Source organism: Occallatibacter sp. (assembly GCF_049582745.1).
In the GTDB taxonomy this organism is placed as follows: Bacteria; Acidobacteriota; Terriglobia; order Terriglobales; family Acidobacteriaceae; genus Telmatobacter.
In genome coordinates this window covers 21,152-43,446 of the sequence record NZ_JBAUUO010000005.1, presented here as the reverse complement: position 1 = coordinate 43,446, position 22,295 = coordinate 21,152, and the positions used below count along the sequence as shown (strand labels likewise).

The 22,295-nt window shown below is 57.5% G+C and carries 11 protein-coding genes; 6 read left to right on the top strand and 5 right to left on the bottom strand.

The window, feature by feature from the left end; all coding sequences use genetic code 11:
* Positions 1 to 910 (bottom strand): beta-ketoacyl synthase N-terminal-like domain-containing protein (locus WCA10_RS00700; RefSeq protein WP_472820555.1); only part of this gene is annotated, 910 nt, incomplete at its 3' end.
* 13 nt (positions 911 to 923) lie between these two features.
* Positions 924 to 1,712, bottom strand: coding sequence for a thioesterase II family protein (locus tag WCA10_RS00695; protein ID WP_472820554.1), 789 nt, complete (start codon positions 1,710 to 1,712; stop codon positions 924 to 926).
* Between the two features lie 478 nt (positions 1,713 to 2,190).
* Here WCA10_RS00695 and WCA10_RS00690 point away from each other — a divergent pair, with 478 nt between their 5' ends.
* From WCA10_RS00690 to WCA10_RS00665, 6 genes are all read left to right on the top strand, one after another.
* Complete coding sequence (locus WCA10_RS00690; RefSeq protein WP_472820553.1) at positions 2,191 to 5,559, top strand: non-ribosomal peptide synthetase; 3,369 nt, start codon at positions 2,191 to 2,193, stop codon at positions 5,557 to 5,559.
* Between the two features lie 2 nt (positions 5,560 to 5,561).
* Entirely contained in the window at positions 5,562 to 10,142 is a 4,581-nt protein-coding gene (locus WCA10_RS00685; protein ID WP_472820552.1) for a type I polyketide synthase, read from the top strand.
* Between the two features lie 109 nt (positions 10,143 to 10,251).
* The gene (locus WCA10_RS00680) at positions 10,252 to 13,878 is read left to right on the top strand and encodes a CRTAC1 family protein (RefSeq protein WP_472820551.1); all 3,627 of its coding nucleotides are present in this window, start codon (positions 10,252 to 10,254) and stop codon (positions 13,876 to 13,878) included.
* Positions 13,875 to 15,671 carry a CRTAC1 family protein gene (locus WCA10_RS00675; RefSeq protein WP_472820550.1) on the top strand — a complete coding sequence of 599 codons (1,797 nt, stop codon included), beginning with the start codon at positions 13,875 to 13,877 and terminating at the stop codon, positions 15,669 to 15,671. The genes WCA10_RS00680 and WCA10_RS00675 overlap by 4 nt, the downstream gene beginning before the upstream one ends.
* Positions 15,668 to 16,564 (top strand): RnfABCDGE type electron transport complex subunit D, encoded by an 897-nt coding sequence (locus WCA10_RS00670; RefSeq protein WP_472820549.1) that lies wholly within the window; start codon positions 15,668 to 15,670, stop codon positions 16,562 to 16,564. Before WCA10_RS00675 ends, WCA10_RS00670 begins: the two co-directional genes overlap by 4 nt.
* A gap of 10 nt (positions 16,565 to 16,574) precedes the next feature.
* Complete coding sequence (locus WCA10_RS00665; protein WP_472820548.1) at positions 16,575 to 18,392, top strand: CRTAC1 family protein; 1,818 nt, start codon at positions 16,575 to 16,577, stop codon at positions 18,390 to 18,392.
* Here WCA10_RS00665 and WCA10_RS00660 read toward each other — a convergent pair.
* Genes WCA10_RS00660 through WCA10_RS00650 form a run of 3 tightly spaced genes read right to left on the bottom strand, consistent with a single transcriptional unit; the run spans position 18,367 to position 22,230 of the window.
* Positions 18,367 to 19,941 carry an NAD(P)/FAD-dependent oxidoreductase gene (locus WCA10_RS00660; RefSeq protein WP_472820547.1) on the bottom strand — a complete coding sequence of 525 codons (1,575 nt, stop codon included), beginning with the start codon at positions 19,939 to 19,941 and terminating at the stop codon, positions 18,367 to 18,369. The two genes, WCA10_RS00665 and WCA10_RS00660, sit on opposite strands and share 26 nt — an antisense overlap.
* Positions 19,938 to 20,918 (bottom strand): archaeosine biosynthesis radical SAM protein RaSEA, encoded by a 981-nt coding sequence (locus WCA10_RS00655; RefSeq protein ID WP_472820546.1) that lies wholly within the window; start codon positions 20,916 to 20,918, stop codon positions 19,938 to 19,940. The genes WCA10_RS00660 and WCA10_RS00655 overlap by 4 nt, the downstream gene beginning before the upstream one ends.
* On the bottom strand, positions 20,911 to 22,230 hold the full coding sequence (locus tag WCA10_RS00650; RefSeq protein WP_472820545.1) for an asparagine synthase-related protein: 1,320 nt from the start codon (positions 22,228 to 22,230) through the stop codon (positions 20,911 to 20,913). Before WCA10_RS00650 ends, WCA10_RS00655 begins: the two co-directional genes overlap by 8 nt.
* Positions 22,231 to 22,295: the final 65 nt, after the last annotated feature.

The window sequence follows — 22,295 nt, the reverse complement described above, 5'->3', positions numbered from 1 at the left end:
AACCCCGGATCACCGCCAGAACATGATCCCCATCCGACTGCGCCTCGCTCAGACGCTTCAGCACCACCATGCCGCAACCCTCACCCCGCACGAATCCGTCCGCACCCGCATCGAACGTCTTGCAACGCCCGTCCGACGACATCATGTGGGCCTTCGAAAAGGCAATTCCAATTTCCGGCGAGAGAACAACCGTCGCTCCGCCAGCCAAGGCCATGCGGCACTCCTGCATACGGAGCGACAGACAGGCCGAATGCAGCGCAACCAGGGAAGACGAGCAGGCGGTGTCGATCGACATGTTCGGTCCGTCAAGGCCGAGTATGTATGAAATCCGGCCACCAGCCACACTCCGTGCGACACCTGAGGCAAAGTAGGAATTGAATCGCGACAGATCACCATCGCGATAGCTCAACAGTGCGTATTCATCGCTCGTCAATCCGACGAAAACACCGGTTCGCGAGGAGGACAGATCACGAGGTCCCTGTCCGGCGTTTTCAAGGGCTTCCCAAGCGACTTCTAACAGGAGCCGCTGCTGCGGATCCATGGAAATCGCTTCACGCGGCGATATCCCAAAAAACTCAGGATCAAACTGGTCGACTCCGTCAAGAAATCCTCCCCAGCGAGTGGACATTTTTCCCGGCGCATCTGGATTCGGGTCATAATAGTCCTCGATCTTCCAGCGCGATTCCGGAATCTCGCTAATAAGGTCGCGTCCCTCGAACAGCAGTTTCCAGAAACTTGAAGGATTGTTCGCGCCCGGAAACCGGCATCCCAAACCGATGATGGCGATCGGTTCGTTGCGGCTTCGATCAGAAGCGGCGAGACGCGCCTGCATGTCCTCGAGTGCGAGGTACGCCTGCTTCAATGGCGAGAGCTGTGAAGAGCCGTCCGTGATCGATTCCGAGGAACTCATGTATTCGCTTCCTTCACATTCCACTCAAAGGCCGATCGTGCTCTTCGTGCTGTTGCGTTCCCATAATGTTGATCAACTCGGCGGAGATGAACTCAGGTAGCCGCGACTCGACCAATTGCGGGAAGAAGTGATTTCCGGGCACCATGTGCATGTGGAATTCGCCACGCGTCTGAACCCGCCATTGGTCTAAAGACGACTGGGACACTGTGTGGTCCTGGAGGCCGCCAAACGCGCTGATTCCGCAGTCCAGGGGCAGGCCGGGGCTGTAGGCGCACGTCTCGACCATTGTCACATCTGCGCGCAGGGCTGGCAGCAACAGACTGCGCAACTCTTCATCTTCAACAACTTGCCGAGGTATGGAACCGTACCGCTCCTGCACCTCACGCAAAAACTGAGAGTCTTCGAGGCCGCTCATTGGCGGATGTGGCCAAGGAAGTTGCGGCGCGTGGCACGCAGCGATAAAAAGGTGAGCTGGGCCGGGCGCGCCACGATGCCGGAGTTCCCGCGCCGCTTCGAACGCGATTCTTGCTCCCAAGCTGTGGCCGTAAAACGCAAAGGGTCGATCGATGTGAGCCGCAAGAGCATCTACCAGGTGCGGTATCAGTTCCACCATGGAAGAAAAAGGCTGCTCGCACAATCTGGATTCACGGCCTGGAAGTTGTATATAGCCCAGCTCGATCTCATCTCCGATCCGGTCGTTCCAGCCGCGGAAGGCTGCAGAGCCCCCTCCAGCATGCGCGAACAAAAAAAGCCGAAGAGGGGCGGCCCTTCTACCCTGGCAGAAGATAATCCACGAATTCATAACGGCTAATGGGTACCTCTAAGCAATTTGAATCCCACAAACGTGTGATAGAAATCCCGGCTCGGGTGTAGGTCGAAATCCGAGCCACCCCGAAAGCAAAACCTGCTCTCTTTCGCGCCAAAACTGGGCTGTTTTCTGCATAATATGACGAATGGCATCTTCATCTGGATCGCAAACTTCCGTGTTGCACTCTCTCAAGTTGTCTCTGTAAACTGCCTCCATCAGCCAGCATAATGATTGTTCGAAGAACTCGATCGACGGCGCTCCTGAGATTCAAACGGTGATACGGTTCATGAGTTCCGGAGCCCTAGAACAATCCTGACTTCCGCACTGTCTGGATCGAGTAGTGGCCTCAGAGTGACTGTTGATATCGGCTCTGGCTGGGCGATTTCGACGCGCGGATGTAGAGACTGATTCCTTTTGCCGTAAAAAGGAAGAACAATTTTGACACGTTGAGGGGATTAAGGGGATACCACAATTGTCTGATATCGTCGATTTTCTTTCGCATTTGCGCAGTTTGGACATACGGTTGACAGTTCAGGATGACCGCCTGGCTTGTACGGCCCCCAAGGGAGCCCTCGACGCCGAACTGACTGCGCAGTTGAAGGCAAGAAAGTCCGAGATCATTGAATTTCTTCGCACCAACACTCTAGTCTCAGGGGCCAATGCCCCGATCGTTCCGGTCAGTCGCGACGGATACGTGGTTCCCTCGCTTGCCCAACAGAGGCTGTGGTTCCTGCAAGAGTTTGATCAGAACAGCAACGCATACAACATCCCCGGCGGGCTGCGATTGCGAGGTGTTCTGGATCGTGATGTATTGAACCGCAGTTTCCAGGAAGTCATCCGCCGCCACGAGGTACTCAGGACAAAATTGATCAATGTCGAGGGCGCTCCGAAAGGGCTGGTCCGCTCCGCCGACGATTGGAGCATGGAGGTGCGATCGCTGCTTGAAACGCCCCCAGCTCAACAGGAAGATGAATTGAAACGAATCGCTTTGGCCGAAGCCCGGCGGCGGTTCGACCTGGCGAACGATATTCTCGTCCGCGCCTGCCTGGTTGTGCTTGGCGACGAAGAACACGCCCTTTTGGTTAACATTCATCACATTGCTGCCGACGGCTGGTCCTTGGGCGTGCTTACCTCCGAGCTGACCCAGCTTTACGAGGCATTCCGTAAGAATCAAGGTTCACCCTTGCCGGAACTCTCCATCCAGTACGCAGATTATGCTCATTGGAATCGCCGGCTCGGGGAAAGCGGAGCCTTTCAATCCGAAGTTTCTTACTGGAGAAAACAATTGCATGGGCCGCTTGCTGTGATCGACCTGCCCAAAGATCGGTCCAGGCCTGCGGTGACGAGCTACCGAGGTGCGATAAGCCGGCAAATCCTCGATGCCCATGTTCAGGAATCCATCCGAGCGTTTGCTTTAGCCGGGAAAGTCACGCCGTTTGTCGTCCTTCTGACTGCGTTCAAGATCCTCCTGTTTCGCTACACCGCTCAAAGCGATGTTGTCGTTGGATCTGCGACTGCTGGACGCAGCCGAACGGAATTCGAAAAGCTGATTGGTTTGTTTATCAACAATCTGGTTTTACGGACCGATCTTTCAGGTGATCCAAGCGTCAACGATGCGCTCTTGAGGGTCCGGGATACAGCCGTGAACGCTTTCGCAAACGAGAATGTATCTTTGGACCATCTGGTCGATCTTCTCCAGCCTCATCGAGAACTGAATCGCTCTCCGCTGTTCCAAGTGATGTTTCTCCTGCAGAATTTCTCTGCACCTATGCCGAAGCTGCCTGGTCTTGCCATTGAGCGGCTGGAGTTTGACCCAGGCACATCGCGGTACGACCTGACGCTCGAGGCTATCGAGGAAGAGCAAGGGGGAATTCGACTCAGCTGGGAATACAATACTGATCTTTTCAATGCCTCCACGATCGAACGAATGCAACGGAACTACTTCCACGTTCTCGATCAGATGATGGCGAACCCGCAGCTGCCGATTTCGGAATTGCAGATTGTAAGCCCGGCGGAGCGGCGCCAATTGGTTTCGACGTCCGCAGAGAGGACCGAGTATCCGAACCTCTGCGTTCATGAATGGTTTGCGCAGCAGGCGGCTGTCACGCCCGATGCGACGGCGGTGGTCTGCGGCGGGGAAATGCTCAGCTATCTGGAACTCCACGTGCGCGCTAATCGGCTGGCAAATCGCCTGCGCTCATTGGAGGTTGGTCCCGATGTCCTGGTCGCCGTCTGTCTGCAGCGTTCTGTCGACATGCTCGTTGGAGTTCTGGCTGTTCTGACCGCGGGAGGCGCCTACGTTCCTCTGGACCCCCAGTTTCCTTCAGAGCGGCTGGCGTTCATGCTGGAAGACAGCGGAGCCGCAGTGTTGATCACCGAGGAGTTGCTGCTGGACGTGCTGCCGAATCGCACTCTCCCGGTGATCTGCCTTGATCGCGAACGATCCTCTCTAATGACGGAGAGCCCGGTTTCGCCTGCTACTGGCGTAACGCCCCAGAATCTGGCGTATGTCATCTACACCTCCGGCTCCAGTGGAAAGCCCAAAGGTGTGGAGATTGCGCATCGCTCGGTGGTGAACCTGCTGGAATCCATGCGCCGCCAGCTATCCCTCGAAGCCCATGACCGGCTCTTGGCGGTCACGACCCTGTCGTTCGACATTGCCGGCCTGGAACTGTATCTGCCGCTCGTAAGCGGGGCTCAAGTGATCCTGGCATCTCAGGAGGCAGCCTGGGATGGAACGGTGCTGGCGGCATTACTGCAGCAATCCGGGTCTACGATAATGCAAGCCACGCCGGTGACCTGGCGGGTGCTTCTCGATGCAGGCTGGACAGGCTCGCCCGGGTTGAAGATTCTGTGTGGGGGAGAAGCCCTGCCACCGGATCTATCCAATCGCTTGCTGGCAACTGGATGCGAAGTGTGGAATCTGTACGGTCCGACCGAGACTACAATCTGGTCCACGGCATACCGAGTGGACTCGCGCACCGGTGTGCCACCCATCGGCAAACCCATCGCCAATACAGAAGCCTACGTATTGGACTCGCGCCGCGAACTGACGCCGATCGGTGTGGCTGGCGAGCTTTACCTAGGGGGCGACGGCCTGGCTCGGGGATACCATGGCCGGCCGGAATTGACGAAGGAGAAGTTTGTGGATCATCCCTTCCGCCCTGGAGAAAGTCTCTACAGGACTGGAGATCTGGTGCGCTGGTTGGGAGACGGGAATCTTGAATACCTGGGCCGGATGGATAACCAGGTCAAGCTGCGGGGATTCAGAATCGAACTGGGAGAGATCGAGGTGGTTCTGGAGCAGCAGCATGGGATTCAGCACGCGGTAGTAGTGGTGCATACGGATGATGCAGGGGAGCAGCGGCTGACGGGTTACTATGTGTCGCGAGATGGCGCGGCGATGGATCCGAGTTCCTTGCGCGAAGCTTTGTCGCGCAAGCTGTCCGACTACATGGTGCCCTCCGCGTTCGTCCGCCTGGACGCGCTTCCGCTTACTCCGAACAAGAAGGTTGATCGAAAGGCGCTCGCCGCACGGCCCTTTGAAGTTCCGGTTTCCTCGGTCTACGTTCCACCGCGAAGCGATGCCGAACAGAAAGTCGCTGCCATCTGGCAGGAACTCTTGCGGAGCCAGCGGATCAGCGTCCAGGATAACTTCTTCGATTTGGGAGGGTACTCCTTGCTTGTGGTGCAGCTACAAAGCCGTCTTCGCCGTCAATTTCAGAAAGAAATCTCACTCGTCGAACTGTTTCAGCACCCGACGGTAGCTTCTCAGGCGATGCTGGTTGTGCAGCCGTCCGCTACGCATACCAGCTCTGAACTTGCCATCTCCGAAAGCTAAACATGACAGCTTGGTCTTCGATCGCGATCATCGGGCTCTCCGGCCGCTTCCCGGATGCGCCGAATTTAAAGGCGTTCTGGCGAAACCTGGAACAGGGCGTCGAATCCCTTTCCGAGCTTTCAGATGAAGATCTCCTGGAATCGGGCGTTCCAGCGGACCTTTTTAGAAACCCAAACTACGTCAAAAAAGGAACCTTGCTTGAGAGAGCCGATCTATTTGATGCAGGCTTTTTCGGCTACAATCCACGCGAGGCCGAGATCATCGACCCGCAGCAGCGGATTTTTCTAGAGTGCGCGTGGGAAGCGTTGGAGGATGCGGGTTACGCTGGCGAGCCGGGCGCCAATATCATCGGGGTTTACGCAGGTTCCACGACCAGCAGCTACGCCTTCAGCAATCTGCTCAGAAACCCCTCGGTCTTAGAAGCCGCCGGTCGTTATCAGGTGATGATCGCCAATGACAAAGATTATCTGGCGACGCGCGTCTCCTACAAATTGAATCTCAGCGGTCCTAGCCTGACAATTCAGACAGCCTGCTCGACATCTCTCGTAGCTGTTCAAACAGCTTGCAATGCCATATTGAGCGGACAGTGCGATATTGCACTGGCTGGAGGTGTTTCTGTCGGGTTCCCACAGAAGTCCGGTTATCTCTATTCGGAAGGGATGATTTTCTCTCCCGACGGCCACTGCCGGCCTTTCGATGCCGAGGGCCGCGGCATCCGGGCCGGATTCGGAGCCGGCATCGTCGTTCTCAAGCACCTCGACAAAGCTCTTCGGGACCGGGATTGCATTCGTGCTGTGATTCGCGGGGCTGCCATTAATAACGATGGCGGGGTCAAAATGGGCTACACCACGCCCAGTGTGGAGGGGCAAGCCCGTGCGATCTCCGAAGCCCTGCGGCTTGCCCAAGTCGACCCGGATTCCATCAGCTATGTTGAGGCTCATGGAACCGCGACACCGGTAGGCGATCCGATTGAGATTGCTGCACTGAGCCGTATCTTCCGCGCCTCGACCGATAGGAAGCAGTATTGTGCTATCGGCTCGGTAAAAGGCAATATCGGGCACCTCGATGCGGCGGCGGGCGTCGCCGGATTGATCAAGACAGTTCTGGCGTTAGAGCACAGACGCATTCCGCCCAGCCTGAACTTCCACGAGCCAAACCCGGAGATCGATTTCGGAAACAGTCCGTTTTTCGTGAACGCTTCCTCAGCCGAATGGAAATCCGGGAGTGAACCGCGCCGTGCTGGCGTCAGTTCCTTCGGCATCGGCGGTACGAATGCGCACGTGGTGCTGGAGGAAGCGCCTCCGCGCCAGGAATCGAAAACGAATTGGCCAGCCCAGCTGCTTGTGCTTTCGGGTAAAAGTGCGGCGACTCTTCAGGCCGAGACTGCAAACATGGCCGAGTATCTCGCCGCGAACCCTGCGGTCTCACTGGCAGATGCCTGCTACACGGCGCAAGTGGGTCGCAGAAGGTTCCCATACCGTCGCATTCTGGTTTGCTCCGATCGCGAAGATGCCACCCGGATCCTTTCCAACTCCGATGGACGCAGAATCATCACGAAGTTCGAGGAAGCTGATTTTCGGCCCGTGGTCTTCATGTTTAGCGGGCAAGGCAGCCAACATGCCGGAATGGCACGTGGGCTCTATGACAGTCAGCCCGTATTCCGCTCAACCCTGGATGATTGTGCGGCTTTCCTGCAGGACGAAATCCATTGCGATCTGCGAAAAATTCTGTATTCGGCAGAAGCGAGATCGTCCCTTCTGACCGAGACGCGCTTCGCTCAGCCGGCTTTGTTTGCAATTGAGTATTCGCTTGCACGCATGTGGACGTCGTGGGGTGTGCAACCTGAAAGCATGATCGGCCACAGTATCGGCGAATATGTGGCCGCTTGCTTAGCAGGAGTCTTCACTTTGGAGGACGGCCTACGGCTGGTAGCGGCTCGAGGCCGCCTGATGCAGGAGATGCCCGCTGGCGGAATGATGGCCGTGCGGTTATCGTCGGATGAGTTGCGAGGTTGCATCAATGGCAATCTCGAAGTCTCACTAGCGGCTGTGAACGCTCCCGGTATGTGCACCGTCTCGGGACGATTGGAGGCAATCAGCGAGTTCCGGGCGAGCCTGGAATTGCGCGGTGTGGACTGTCGGCCTCTGCACACCTCGCACGCATTTCATTCCAGCATGATGGACGATGTGCTCCCCCGTTTCCACGAACACGTCTGCAAGTGTCGATTGTCAACGCCGAAAATTCCATTTCTCTCCAATCTCACCGGAAAGTGGATTTTGCCCGAAGAAGCGACAGATGCTGCTTACTGGACCAGCCACCTGCGTCAAACAGTTCGGTTCGCAGACGGAATACATGAGCTAGCATCGGATCCCTCGCGCGTGTTTCTCGAAGTAGGCCCCGGACAAGCGCTTACTGCTCTGGCTCGCGAATGTCTTCGCGGGATTCAGCAAAGCGAGGTATTGGGAACGCTTCCGCATCCGCAAGATCCACAAACCGAGACAGATCACGTTCTCGCAACTGTCGGCAGGTTATGGCTTAGTGGAGTTCCAATTGATTGGGATCGGCTTCACCAAGGCGAAACCCTTCATCGCGTGCCGCTTCCGACATATCCGTTTGAATCCAAGAGATATTGGGTTTTGCCAGAACCGGACGTCCCGAATCCGGCCAAGTCGACTTCAATCGGAAAACAAGAGCGCAGGGCAGAGTTCAAAGATTGGTTCTACTTCCCCTCCTGGCGCAGGTCGGTGCTCCCCACCGCAGTGGTACCCGCGGAAAGCTATGGCCCGTGGCTGATTTTCGCGGATGAAAAAGGGCTCGGCGACTCTTTCATTGAGACGCTCGCAGCACGCAACGAATCGATTGTGAAAGTCCGTCAAGGATCGTCGTTTTCCCGCCGAAGCGATCGAGAATACGCCGTCGACGCTGGCCGGGCCGAGGATTATCGTGCCCTGTTGAACGACATCGCAGCCGGGGGGCTCAATCCGCGTTCCGTGCTATACCTCTGGAACTTCGGAGACTCGAGATCCGGCAAAGGTCGCGCAGGGTTTCACAACCTGCTGCTGCTAGCCCGGTCGCTGGACGGACGGCCGTTCAGCGGCCGCATCGACTGTATCGTCGTATCGTCGGGCATGCATGTGGTCAACGGAAACGAAGCGGTGCATCCCGAGGCTTCGCTCCTGCTCGGACCGTGCAAAGTAATCCCACGCGAATATCCTCACATTGTTTGCCGCAGCATTGATCTTGTCGCGGGTGAAGATCCAGGCTCCGCCGTTCAAGACATCATCATGGAACCGGGAATGCCGCACGCCTCGCGTGCCATAGCCTATCGGTCCGGATATCGCTGGGAGCAGGTCTTCGAGCCCGGCCCCCTGCCGGCACGAACCGTCAAGCATTTGCGGGAACGTGGCGTCTACCTGATTACCGGTGGTATGGGCGGAATCGGTCTCACTCTGGCTGCGCACCTCGCCGAAACAACGCGCGCGCAGATTGCGCTAATCGGCCGAACGCCATTTCCGGATCGTTCTCTCTGGCCCCAGTGGATTCAGGCGCATGACGCAAACGACGAGACCAGCAGAAAGATTCGCGAACTTGAAAGAATTGAATCTCTTGGCGGCCAGGTGCTTCCAGTTGTAGCGGATGTGTGCGATCCGGACTCGATGCGGCAGGCGATCCGGCAGATCCGGGACCACTTCGGCCCGATCAATGGGGCAATCCACGCCGCCGGTATCCTAGACCTTGGCCTGGCGCAGATGAAGACGAAAGCCATGGCCGACCGGGTACTGGACCCGAAGGTGGAGGGAACCCTTATCCTGGATTCGATGTTGAAGGACGAGCCTCTCGATTTTCTGATGCTCTGCTCTTCCGTCAGCGCAATTTACGGCTTCGCAGGATACATCGACTATGCTGCCGGGAACTGTTTCCTCGATGCGTTTGCAATGTCCCGTTTCAAAGGCGGCCGTGCCACTGTCGTTTCAGTTAACTGGGACTCCTGGGGAGAAGTTGGTATGGCCGTCAAGAAACTCCCGGGCAACGATACGACCGGGCAGAATCGTCAGGAATACGACGAAATCGCAATTGCCCCCGCCGAGGGAATCGAGGCATTCCGGCGCGTTCTAGCTTCAGGACTGCCGCAGGTGGCGGTGATCACCCGCGATTTACGCCACCGCCTGGAGGAATCCGAGAACGATCTAGCTTCCTCGGTTAGCTTCCCTGATTCCGCGCCGGATTCGCGCCCCCGGAGCACAGCCGATGCGCTACATGTCCGGCCGAATTTAACGTCTGCTTATGCTGCGCCTGAAACCGACACCCAGAAGTTGATGTCGGAGATTTGGACTGAATCCCTCGGCATTAGCGACATCGGCATCGATGATAATTTCTTCGCGCTGGGAGGCCACTCGCTCCTCGCCACAAGTGTTCTTTCCCGCGTCCGGAACAATTTCCGTGCAACCATTCCCTTACGCGCAATCTTCGATGCGCCCACAATTCGACTGCTGTCCGAGCACCTGGATACCCTTCTCTGGGCCACGTCTCGACCCACGGCATCGCGCCATGAATCCGAAGAGCGCGAGGAAATCGAGCTTTGACTTGCTTGACTTGCTTGCCACGAGGACAATTCAACTTCGTTGCGTGGGTGTCCCTTGCACAATGAATTGATCTTCCATCTTTAGGACCCGAAAAGATTCTTCCCCATTTGTGAACAGACGTTCCCATCTTCGAACTACGGCCGAAGCAGATTCCCTGAAAATAGGACTGGCAATACTTGCGTCCGTCGGGCTTCGGGGAAATCTGCGTGCCAATTCGCACTCGATCAAGAAGCGCCTACGTAACGCAGCACATCGAGTCCCAACTCCTGCGTCATTCCTTCTCGCCATCATTGTCCTGCTTCTCACGGGATGTCGCTCGCACAGCGGCCTGCCCAACCCGTCCTCTGAAGCCTACAAACAATTCGTTTCAACCTTTTATATCGGCCTCTCGGCTCTTCAGGTCGGCAACGACGTGCTTGCCGACAGCAGTCTCCACCAAGCTACGCAGATTGCTCCCGGCGAGCCTGCCGCCTGGGCCGACTGGGGAATCCTGGCCTTGCGCCAGCGCAACTTCGATCCAGCGGCCGAGCGCTTCAATCGCGCCCTCAAGCTCGTTCCGCAGAACAGCGGAATCTATTTCCTGCTCGGCCTTCTCAACAGCGCGCGCGGTGAGTCCCAGGCGGCCATTGACGACTACCGAAAGGCAGTCAGTCTCGACCCCAAAGATCCCCGCGCACTCTATGCCCTCGCGCTTGCCATCGAGCGCCAAGGCGGCGCGGGCAACGAGGATCAGTTTCAAAACCTTATCCAGCAGATCCTCGCGACCAGGCCCGACAATCTCGCCGCGCTCCTCGAATTGAGCCGTATCTCCGCCAAACGTGGAGACTCCACCACACTCCGCTCTGCCATCCAGCGGATCGCCGCCCAGAGCTCTGCCTGGTCACCTGATGTCAGGCAGCAACTCATCGCACTCGAAACCGCAGCTTCGGGCCCTCAGCCCAGTGCGGCTGCGCTGCGCAGTGTCTTTCTGCGTAATGTACTCATGCGCGTCCCCGCCTTCCGCAATAGCCTGGCCGAAATCAGACCCGCAGAGGGTGACGAAGCTCAACCATTTACACAGTTCCTGCTTCTTCCCTCTCCACCGTCGACGCCGGCACCCGCCGACACTGGAATCACATTCAATGCGCAGCCCATACCTGAATTGGGAAGCGGCCACTGGGACTGGATCGGCTCGCTGTCACTTTCCGGAGAAGGCCCGCCTACGGTTGCCGTTGCGAATGCTCATGAAGTGCGGCTCGCGACCGGAGCGAGCTTTCCCTTTCCTGGTGGACCTTCCGCCGTCACGATTACGCCGGAAGGAATACTGTCGGCCGACATCAATTACGATTTCAAAACCGATCTCGTGCTCGCCGGAGCCGGCGGCGTCCGCCTGATGGTGCAGGATAGTCCCACGGCCTTCACCGACATAACTGCGAAGACCAAGCTGCCGAGATCCATCCTCAATGCCGCATATACCGGGGCGTGGGCCGTCGATATCGAAGCCGACGGCGATCTCGACATCGTTTTGGGGCAGACATCCGGCCTCCCTACTGTGCTACGCAACAACGGAGACGGAACGTTTTCTCCCATCCATCCTTTCGCAGAAATCTCCGGCATACGCCAGTTTGTCTGGGCTGACCTCAATGGCGACGGCATCCCCGATGCCGTCTTGCTCGACGGCGCCGGGCATTTGCATGTCTTTTTCAATCAGCGTTCCGGGCGATTCACTGAAGTGTCTGTACCCCCCGAATTTGCTTCGCCCAAGGCGATTACGGCAGCAGACGTGAACAGCGATGGACTGCTCAATCTCGTGAGTGTTCTGCCCGGCGGTGCCATCGCACGGCTTTCGTACGCACCCAACGGACAGGGCTGGATCTCCGCATATCTCGCCGATGTTCCGAATCCGTCCGCCACTCTGACTGGTGATGTCCGGCTTCATGCCGCTGACGTTGACAACAACGGCGCCATCGACCTTGTGCTCGGACGAGTTTCGCCATCTGAATCCGGACTCGCAGGCGCTTTCGTTTGGCTCGCTGACTCATCAGGGAAATTCAACCTAATCAATCATCAAGTCGGTCCATCGCAGGTCTTCGATCTCGCTGACATTCGCGACGATGGCCGGCTCGCATTGCTCGGTCTCACTTCAGACCGCCAACCGCGGGAAGACCTGAATCACGGGACGAAGAATTACGACTGGCAGACGCTTCGTCCACGGGCCAAACAGGCAACCGGCGATCAGCGCGTAAATTCCTTCGGAATCGGCGGCGAAGTTGAAATTCGCTCTGCGCTCCTTACGCAGAAGCTGCCCATCACCGGCCCCCAACTGCACTTCGGACTCGGCGCGCATACTCAAACCGATGTGGCCCGCATCGTCTGGCCTAACGGGACTGTAAGCGCCGAGTTCGCTCTCCGTGCCGACCAGGAGGTGCTCACCGAGCAGCGCCTCAAGGGCTCCTGTCCATTCCTCTTCGCTTGGAACGGCAGAGAGATGAACTTCCTGATGGACACCGTTCCGTGGGGTTCGGCCATTGGTCTTCGCATCAACAGCATTGGCACCGCTGCCATTGGCGCCACCACCGAGTGGTACAAGATTCCCGGCGACCAGATGGTTCCACGGAATGGCTTTTACGACCTGCGCATCACGGGCGAGCTGTGGGAGACTTACTACTACGATTCTCTCTCGCTCATGGTCGTCGATCATCCGCAAGGCACCGCAGTCTTCACAGATGAACGCTATGCCGTTCCGCCCGTCAAGCTCGCGATAACTGCGACCGCCATACCGCATGCGATCGCCAAGGCCACCGACGACAACGGGGATGACGTAACGGAGACCTTGCGCACACTCGACGGAAAGTACGTCGACAACTTTGCTCTGGGCCAATATCAGGGGGTTACTCGCGATCATTTCGTCGAGGTTGATCTCGGCTCTGGCGTCCCTACCTTCGGCCCGCTCTATCTCGTCGCCGAAGGATGGCTGCATCCCTCTGACTCGACCATCAATGTTGCGATCGGGCAAGGACATCATGAGTCGCCGAAACCGTTAAGCCTCTCTGTGCAGGACGCACGAGGTGCATGGCGCGTCGTCAAATCCAATCTTGGGTTTCCCGCCGGCCGCAATAAGACATGCCTCATCGACCTCACTGGAGTCTTCCACGCTGGCGAGCCGAGGCGTCTCCGTCTCAGTACTAACCTGGAGGTCTACTGGGATCAGATCGAGTGGGCCCAAGGCCTGCCCAACACGCCTTTGCAGATCACGCATCTCGCGCCAAACCGCGCGGATCTGCACTATCGCGGCTACTCCACGATTCATAAAGCCGGCGTGTCATCACCGGAAATCCCCGATTACAACCACCTCATGGCCAGCACGCAGATCTGGCGCGACCTGACGGGTTATTACACGCGCTTTGGAGACGTCCGCCCACTGCTCAGCAAGGTCGACGACCGCTACGTCATCATGAATGCCGGAGACGAGTTGGCGCTGCGTTTTCGAGCGCCCGCGCAGCCGCCTTCCGGTTGGGTGCGCGATTACGTGCTCGAAGGCGACGGGTGGGTCAAGGACGGTGACTACAACTCGGTAAATTCGGCAACGGTTCGTCCTCTGCCCTTCCACGCCCGTCGCATCTACGACACACCGCCTCAACCCTTGGAAGACGAATGGGTATATCGTCACCATCCCGAGGATTGGCAGACCTATCAGACGCGTTACGTCGCGTCCGACTACTTTGAGAAAGTATTGCGGAGCTCCTCCAGTCAATGAAACGCGGGCCGATCGCACGAGTCATTCTCTATCTGTTCTTTGCCGGGCTGATTGCGGTCCCGCTTCTCTTGAATCGAAGAGCGTCACGGCGCGAGGCAATGGCTGCGGAAGGCGGAACGAAGACCGCACTTAGCCGGTATGGCTTTTATCTGACGGAGGACTCCCAAAAGGCCGGAGTCAGCTTCATCCACCAGGCTCCGGTACTCGACTCGCAACTTGCCGCCATCATGCCCGAGGTTGCCTCGATGGGCGCGTCTGTTTCGATCGTGGACTACAACCGCGATGGCTGGCCTGACCTCTACGTGACCAACAGCCGCCAGGGCAGCATGAATGCCCTCTACCGCAACAATCACGACGGAACGTTCACCGATGTTGCTTCCCAACTTGGCATTGCCAATGTGAACCAGGCTGGCACCGGTGTATCCATGGGCGCAGTGTGGGGCGACTACGATAACGACGGTTACCCCGATCTGTTCCTCATCAAGTGGGGCAGACCCATGCTGTTCCACAACGACCAGGGACACGGCTTTACTGATATCTCCGCACAAGCGGGACTTCCGCAATGGATCAATGCAAACACCGCACTCTGGTTCGACTACGACGGAGATGGCAAGCTCGACCTCTTTGTCGGCGGCTACTACAACGAGGACATCGATCTATGGCATTTGAAGACCACCAGGATCATGCCCGAGAGCTTCGAGTACGCACAGAATGGTGGTCGCAAATATCTCTTTCATAATCTCGGCAATGGCAAGTTCGATGAAGTCAGCGAGAAGCTTGGCATCAAGAGTCGCCGCTGGGCGCTTGCCTGCGGGGCCGCCGACCTTACTGGAAGTGGCCACCCAGACTTATTCATCGCCAACGACTATGGCGTTTCCGAACTATATGTCAACGATGGCAAGCGCTTCCGCGAGGTGGGCAAAGAGGTTGGCGTCGGTTTCTCGCCCAAGAGCGGCATGAACGTCGCCTTTGGCGACATCTTCAACCAGAATAAATACGCCATCTACGTCTCGAATATCTCCGAGGCCGGAGTCTTGATTCAAGGCAACAATCTCTGGGTACCCCAGGATGGAACTTCCGGTAATTCGCTGCACTATTCCAATATGGCAAATGCGCTCGGCGTCGAACTGGGCGGCTGGAGCTTCGGAGCTCAGTTCGGCGATTTGAATAACGATGGCAACATTGATCTCTTCCTCACCAACGGCTACATCTCGCTCGATCGCAGTCGGAGCTACTGGTACGATTTTGCCAAAGTGGCCACCGGCAACAGCGCCATCATCGGAGACGCCAGGAACTGGCCGGCCTTCGACGGGCGCAGCCTCTCCGGCTACCAGCAAAAGCGCGTCTGGGTTAACGACGGAGCGGGACAGTTCGAGGACGTCGCCCGCAACGTTGGCGTGACGGACACACACGACGGACGTGCCGTCGCTGTTGGAGATCTTTGGAACAATGGAACAGTCGATATAGTCGTTGCAAATCAGAGCGGCCCGCTGCTTATCTACAAGAACCATGTCGACCCGGCTGAGAAGTGGATCGAGTTCCAGCTCGAAGGTACTATGAGTAACCGCGATGCTGTTGGCGCTGAAGTTACGCTTTTCTGGGATGGCAAGGAACAGCTTCAGCAGGTGGCCGCCGGTACAGGGTTTGCCGCCGAGAACGACCTCCGCTTGCACTTCGGCCTTGGCAAAGATCCCCATATCGAGAAGGCCGTCATCCATTGGTCATCCGGAACCATCCAGACGCTCGAACACCTCATGCCAGATCAGCTGTATCAGATCAAGGAGTCGCAATGAGCCAGCCCGTCGCCATCCCCGTGCCGAATCCGCCCCGGACACCGCAATGGAAAAAGTGGGTCTCGCTCGACAACCGTTACGTGCCGCCGCTCTTCATCACACTTATTCTGCTGGCCGGGCAGTTCTCTTACGGAATACTGGAGAGCTATGAGCGGACACTGCTTGCTATTGGTACGTCTATTGCCCTGGAGTTGATTCTCGGTCGCATTTTTCTCGGTAAATGGTTGAACCTGGCCAGCGCATACATCACCGGCATCAGTGTTGGAATCCTTGTGCGTTCTCCCGCTTTCTGGCCCTTCGCTGTCGCAGCCGCGCTCGCGATTACTTCGAAGTATGTGTTGCGCTACAAGGGCCGTCATCTCTGGAACCCGTCCAACTTTGGTATTAGTGTGTTGCTCTTCCTGTTGCCCGCCAGCGTAGCGATGCTCAGCATCCAATGGGGTAACAACATGGCCTCAATGGCGGTGATCTGGGTGCTTGGCTCGATCATCATCTGGCGGCTGCACCGTTTTCACATCAGCGCAACCTATGTCATCTCGTTCCTGGTACTGGCAGTCGTTCGCTCCTGGATCATTCATGAGCCCTGGCTCTCAGAGGTATCTCCCATCACGGGCCCCGAGTATCAGCTCTTCATCTTCTTCATGATTACGGATCCCAAGACCACCGTGCGGTCCAAGAAAGGTCAGTCCATCGTGGCCTTCCTGGTTGCGCTTCTAGAGATGTTTTTCCGTCTCGACCAAAGCATCTACGCCGAGCTCTACGCCCTGTTCTGGGTAGGACCGATCGCACTACTCATCGAGATGTGGCTCGATTTCCGTCGGGCGAAATCCGCGCCGGCCGAAACCCCGGCTTTCGCGACCGCCCCTGGCGCGTCGCAGCAATCCGTGCTCTGAAGGAGTGTTCTTGAACTCTCGGTTCCCGAAACTTGCATTCTGTGTCTTGGTTATTGTTGCGGCGTCGGTGGGCGGCTGCAAATCGAAACAGACTTCCACAGAGAAGCATTCCGCGGCAGCGGAATCAACTCCTGCGCCCCAAGCCCCAGCGCCGCCCGCCGGCGTTGCGCCCGATGCAACTCGCCCGTCGGGTCCGATTCAATTCACCGATATCACTGCGCAGGCCGGAATCCGCTTCGTCCGCAACAGCGGGGCCTTCGGCAAGAAGTATCTCCCCGAGACCATGGGCAGTGGCGTCTGCTTCATCGACTACGACAACGACGGCTGGCAGGATATCCTCTTCGTCAACTCAATGGACTGGCCGGGGCACAAGATTCACAAGTCCTACCCGGCGCTTTATCACAACAACCACGACGGCACCTTCACCGACGTTACTGCCAAGGCCGGACTCGACGTGGAAATGTACGGTATGGGTTGCGCCGTCGGTGATTTCGACAACGACGGCAATGACGATATTTACATCACCGCCCTCGACCACAACCACCTGTTCCACAATCTCGGCAATGGCCGGCTCGCAGACGTGACCGCGCAAGCCGGAGTTGGTTCGTCTGGATTCTCGACGAGCGCTGCCTGGTTCGACTTCGACAACGACGGCAAGCTCGACCTCGTCGTCGATCACTATGTTGATTGGTCCATAGCGAACGACAAGTTCTGCTCCCTCGACGAAAGCCACAAGTCGTACTGCACGCCGGAACTCTACAAGGGCGAAAGCATCACGCTTTATCACAACCTGGGCCATGGGCGCTTCAAAGACGTGACCACCGCGGCCGGTCTCAACGATCCAACGGACAAAGCTCTCGGCATCGCGCTCATTGATTACGACAATGACGGCTGGATGGATCTCTTAATCACAAATGACACACAACCTAACAAGCTTTACCGCAATAATCACAACGGAACCTTCGAAGAAACAGGCGTAGCTACTGGATTAGCTTACAGCGACGCGGGTAAAGCACGTGCCGGTATGGGAACTGATGCCGGCGACTACGACAACTCCGGGCGCCAGAGCCTCGTCATAGGCAATTTCACCAATGAGAGCATCGCCCTCTACCACAACGATGGAGACGGCCTCTTTACCAACGTTGCCTCGAATGAAGGCATCGAGCTCCCATCCGCAAAGTCGCTGACATTTGCAGCCCTCTTCTTCGACTACAACCTCGACGGCCTTCCCGACATCTTCGCCCTCAATGGTCACGTTGCCGACGACATCCGCGTCGTGCAGCCGTCACTCTCTTATGCCGAGCCGCCACTCCTCTTCCGCAATCTTGGCCACGGAAAGTTTGAGGATGTGTCAACGAAGGTCGGGTCCGATCTCCGGGAACCGATTGTCGGGCGTGGTGCTGCCTACGCCGACATCGATAATGACGGAGATCTGGACCTTGTCCTCACGACCAGCAACGGTCCTGCGCGCCTGCTACGCAACGATGGCGCCAACCAGCACGATATGCTTCGCGTGAAGATGATCGGCGCTCGTTCGAATCGGGATGCCATCGGAGCGCGTGTTCTGCTTACAACATCCACCGGTCAGCGCACGAGTGCAATGGTCAAAAGCGGATCGAGCTATCTCTCGCAGAGCGAGCTGCCTCTCACGTTTGGCCTCGGCAAGCCGGATCCGAACAGGCGAATTAGCCTGGAAATCCGTTGGCCCGGCGGTCAAAGGGAAACCATCAGCGATATTCACCCTGACCAGTTCATCACGGTAAAGGAAGGAGCAGGCATGGTTGCGGCACAGCCTATTCAATTCACGGTCGCGCCGGTGAAGAAGTAGCGGCGTTGAAGCCACACCGCTCCAACATCTCCAACACCTCGTCGCGGCTTGCACCCACCTTATGGGCTGCGCGCAACAGGTCCTCCGCATCCACCGGATACCAATTGCGACGCGCGGAGTTTGTCAGTCCCGCTACGTTCACCGGCTCAATCACCCGTCGAATCTCTTCGATGATTGCCTCTGAATCTGCCTCGCTATGGGCGGCGCGCGCCCGCTCCAACACTCGAGTACACGCTGCCCCAAACTGCGGATGATCTTGGAGCAAGAAGGAAGGTGCGAGCTGTGGCCGTCCCAGCCGCCGTGCTGTCTCGGCATAGCTCGCCGCAGCAAAATAGAGCAGAGACACCGCCGAGAACAGCGGAAAGTTTCCAAAATTTGCGTACAGTGCGCCAATCAGCCGCGCCGTAGCCAGGAGTTCCGCCTCAGTCTGCGTCGCATATTCATTGAGCCGGGTCGCGAAGCTCTCCGCCCCCCAATCGTCCTCGAAGATATTGGCCAACCGCGTTACGCCCAGCAACGTTAAGGGAAACCCCGTCGAAAACAGCGGATCGACAAATCCTGCGGCCGAAGGCAGCAACACCCAATTCCGCCCGCTGATTCTCGCACTGCGAAATCCCAGCCGCGGAATATTCCGGAAAGACTGCACTGCCTTTGCATCCTGAAACTGCTCGCGCAATATGGGAATGCGATGCAGCACGCGCTCCCAAGCCGCTTCACCATCTATCAGTCGCAACTCTTTCGCAAGTCCCTCCGTAGCAGCAATGCCCGCGCTGGTCACACCGTTGGAAAAGCGCAGCACCCAGATCCACCCGCCATCGAACACATGGTGGACCGCCGCATCATCCACTGGAAACGGCGGCTCGTCCTCCATTGTGACACCGCCAGTCTGATCAAGCCGGTGCACTCCAGAGAAATGGCTGTACAGCGCCGCTGTCGCGGGGGCGCCTGGCAGTTCAAGCTCCCCCAATCCCAGGGCACGATGAAGAAACCCGCGCGGTCCGGTCGCATCCACCACAAACCGCGCCGAAAACTCGATTACGCAACCGTGGCGCGTGCCGGTCAACCGAACATCCAGTCCCTCCTCGGCAATCGCTCGTAGCTCCACTTCGTCCAGATAAACGACGCCCAAACGCTGCGCTTCTTCCGCCAGGTACGCATCGAAGTCCGCCCGATACCAGTGCATGTCGGCGATCGCATCATGAGGACTTGCCGCGACCAGGAGCTGACTTTCTCGAGCGACCGGCCCTGCGTGTCCTGGCGCGTGATAAAAGAAGCTGAACCCTCTCTTCAATCCGCACGCCAGCTCCGGATGATTCTCCCGCCAGCTTCCCCATTTGCTCAGGGTGCGTATATTCGCGAGGTTATAGCGTGTTGCAAGTTCCTCCAGCAGCAGATTCGATAGAGGCGTCGAGGACTCTCCGATGACGACGCGGGGATGTCGCCCGCGCTCCAGGAGAATCACGCGCAGCCCAAGCCGCTGTGCGATCATCGCCATGAGCGACCCTGCAAAGCCAGACCCAATCACCGCGACGTCAAAGCGTTCCTTCAATCCGCCTCCCGAGATCGATCGCCGCACGCATCGCAATGCACTCCATCCGTCAAAGCCTGCAACAGGTTGATCTCCCTCATGCGCTGCACGCGCGCCTCAAAGCAGTGCACGCACTCCCGGCCTCGCTTCACATCCCAAAGATCTGTAAACACCCGCCCACGTCGCAGCCCCAACCCGTATGCCGCCGCATCCTCCAGTATTTTCAACTCGGGAGCGACGAACATCCCAGCCTCGGCCAGCGCTTCCATCGCGCCGTTGCCACCCCGCGTCGGAATCAGGGTCGCCGCAGTTGCAGCGCAATCAAACGCAAAATCCAGCGACCGCTTTGCCCAAAGTAGCGATTCTTCCACTTTCATGAATGGCGGCTGCACCAGGATAAATACGCGCAAGTCGATCGCGTAACTGCGCAAAAAAAGCGCAGCTTCACCAAACTGTTCCAGCGTCATCCGCTTGTTCAACTTCTCCAGTACATCCTGGTGAGCGGTCTCCAGCCCCATCGCCACTTCCAGCCGTCCTCGAAGAAAGTCGCGAAACGCAATACAGCGCCGGTTCACAAACGCCGGGTGGCACTCCACAATCACGCGCTCAAAACCGCGCACGCGGGACGCAATCGCCTCATAATCCTCTGGAGGAATCGCGCTTGGATCGAAGAAGCTGCCGCTGTTGTACAACTTCACGGAGCGCGCCGGCTCCAGGCGATTCAGTGCAAACTCAATCTGCTTCGGAATCGCTCCCACGGGCACTGATTTCGTCAGCGTGTTGCGCCACAGATCGCACATCGTGCAGCGAAATGGGCACTCGCGGTTGGTCAGAAAGATGGTAGCTACACGCTCAACCTGCCCGTCCGCACCACATTCTTCTTCCACGAAAAAGGCATATGGCTCATGAGCAGTCACCGCATTGCGCATTGGCCGCCGAAGCAGAATCCACTCGTCGCGGTTTGCTGCGCTCTCCGGAAAGACCGGCATCTCAAACATAAAGCGAAAGGAACTTCCGTCGATACTCTGCCTCTTGCCAAGGCAGCCGGCTTCGCAAGGCATCCTTTGCAATCGCTCCATGCTGAAAGCGTCGCTTCGGAAACACCGGCATCTTGAAGCCTGTGACCGCCGCGATTCCGCGCGATACGATGTCGCCTTTGAGCGCGTAGAGCTTCTCCACGCTGTATTCCGTCAGACTGATGAACGGGATCGCCTCTGCAACCGAAATGACATCCGGCCGCGTGTAGGGACTGAAGCCTGCAAAACCAAAATGATGAGCCGGAGCATAGGTCCGTGTATACGATCTGCTCAATCCTCCGCTGTATGTCAACGAATGCTTGATCTTGCCAACGCCCCAGCCTTCCTGGTAGAGCATGGGGTTGTTCACCACGCTGCGGATCGTCAGTTCCGGATTCTCCTCAATCGGATAGTCCTTCAGGTTCTCATCGCCGCCGTCTCCATCAATCAGGTACTTCCAGTCCGGGTACCGCTCGCGAATACCGCGGCAAAGCGCCACTGCCATCGTGGCCGATTCCACATCCAGCGACTTATAATCCTCCACGATTCGAATTGTCTCTTCCATGTTCAATGCCGCAACGTCTACTTCGATGAGTTCCAGGAACAGTCCCAATCCCAAAGAATCGAGGAATGCCCGCGCCTGCTCTACGTCCGGTCCGCGGCCCAAATCAAGCACAAACGCCTTCAGCCGGCTCGGACTCATCCCCAGCTTCTGCATCACGAAATATGTTGTCAGGAACACGCTGCCGCTATCGATTCCGCCCGAAAAGCAAATGCCGATCGGGTCCTGCGTCGGCACTCGCTGCAGCCACTGCGAAATCTCTTCCGCCAGCGCTCCGATATAGGCTTTTCCGATCTCATCCAGATTTGCCGGCAAAGAGCCGGATACCGGCGTGAAGAATCGCGTGTAGGTTGGATCGGGATCCGGACATCCCACTAATTGCAACTCCACGATGTAATGTGCTGGGACCATGCGGGTGTAACTCGGATGAAACTGTCCCGCGAGTCCTTCGCTCCTTAGCCAGTCGCAGATCGCGTCAATGCGTTGCGCCACAACCAGCACTGGTCCCTCCTGCCGCTTAGCCAGGAAATAACGCATAGGCCGGTCGAGCGACCGCGCCATCCTCACTGTCTTGCCATCGCGCACTACCAGCGCAAACGATCCGTGGATTCCACGCACGGACTCCGGAATACCTGAATGCAGTCGCACACGCGCTTCGTCCACCGTCAGATTGAATAGCTGATTCGCGTCCGGATCGACGAGGTCAACCACCCGTTCTACATAGTGATCCATCGTTAGAGCCCCCAAGGGATTCTTCCGTCTTCAGTTTACCCGCAGCAGCAGGACGATTTGCGCCG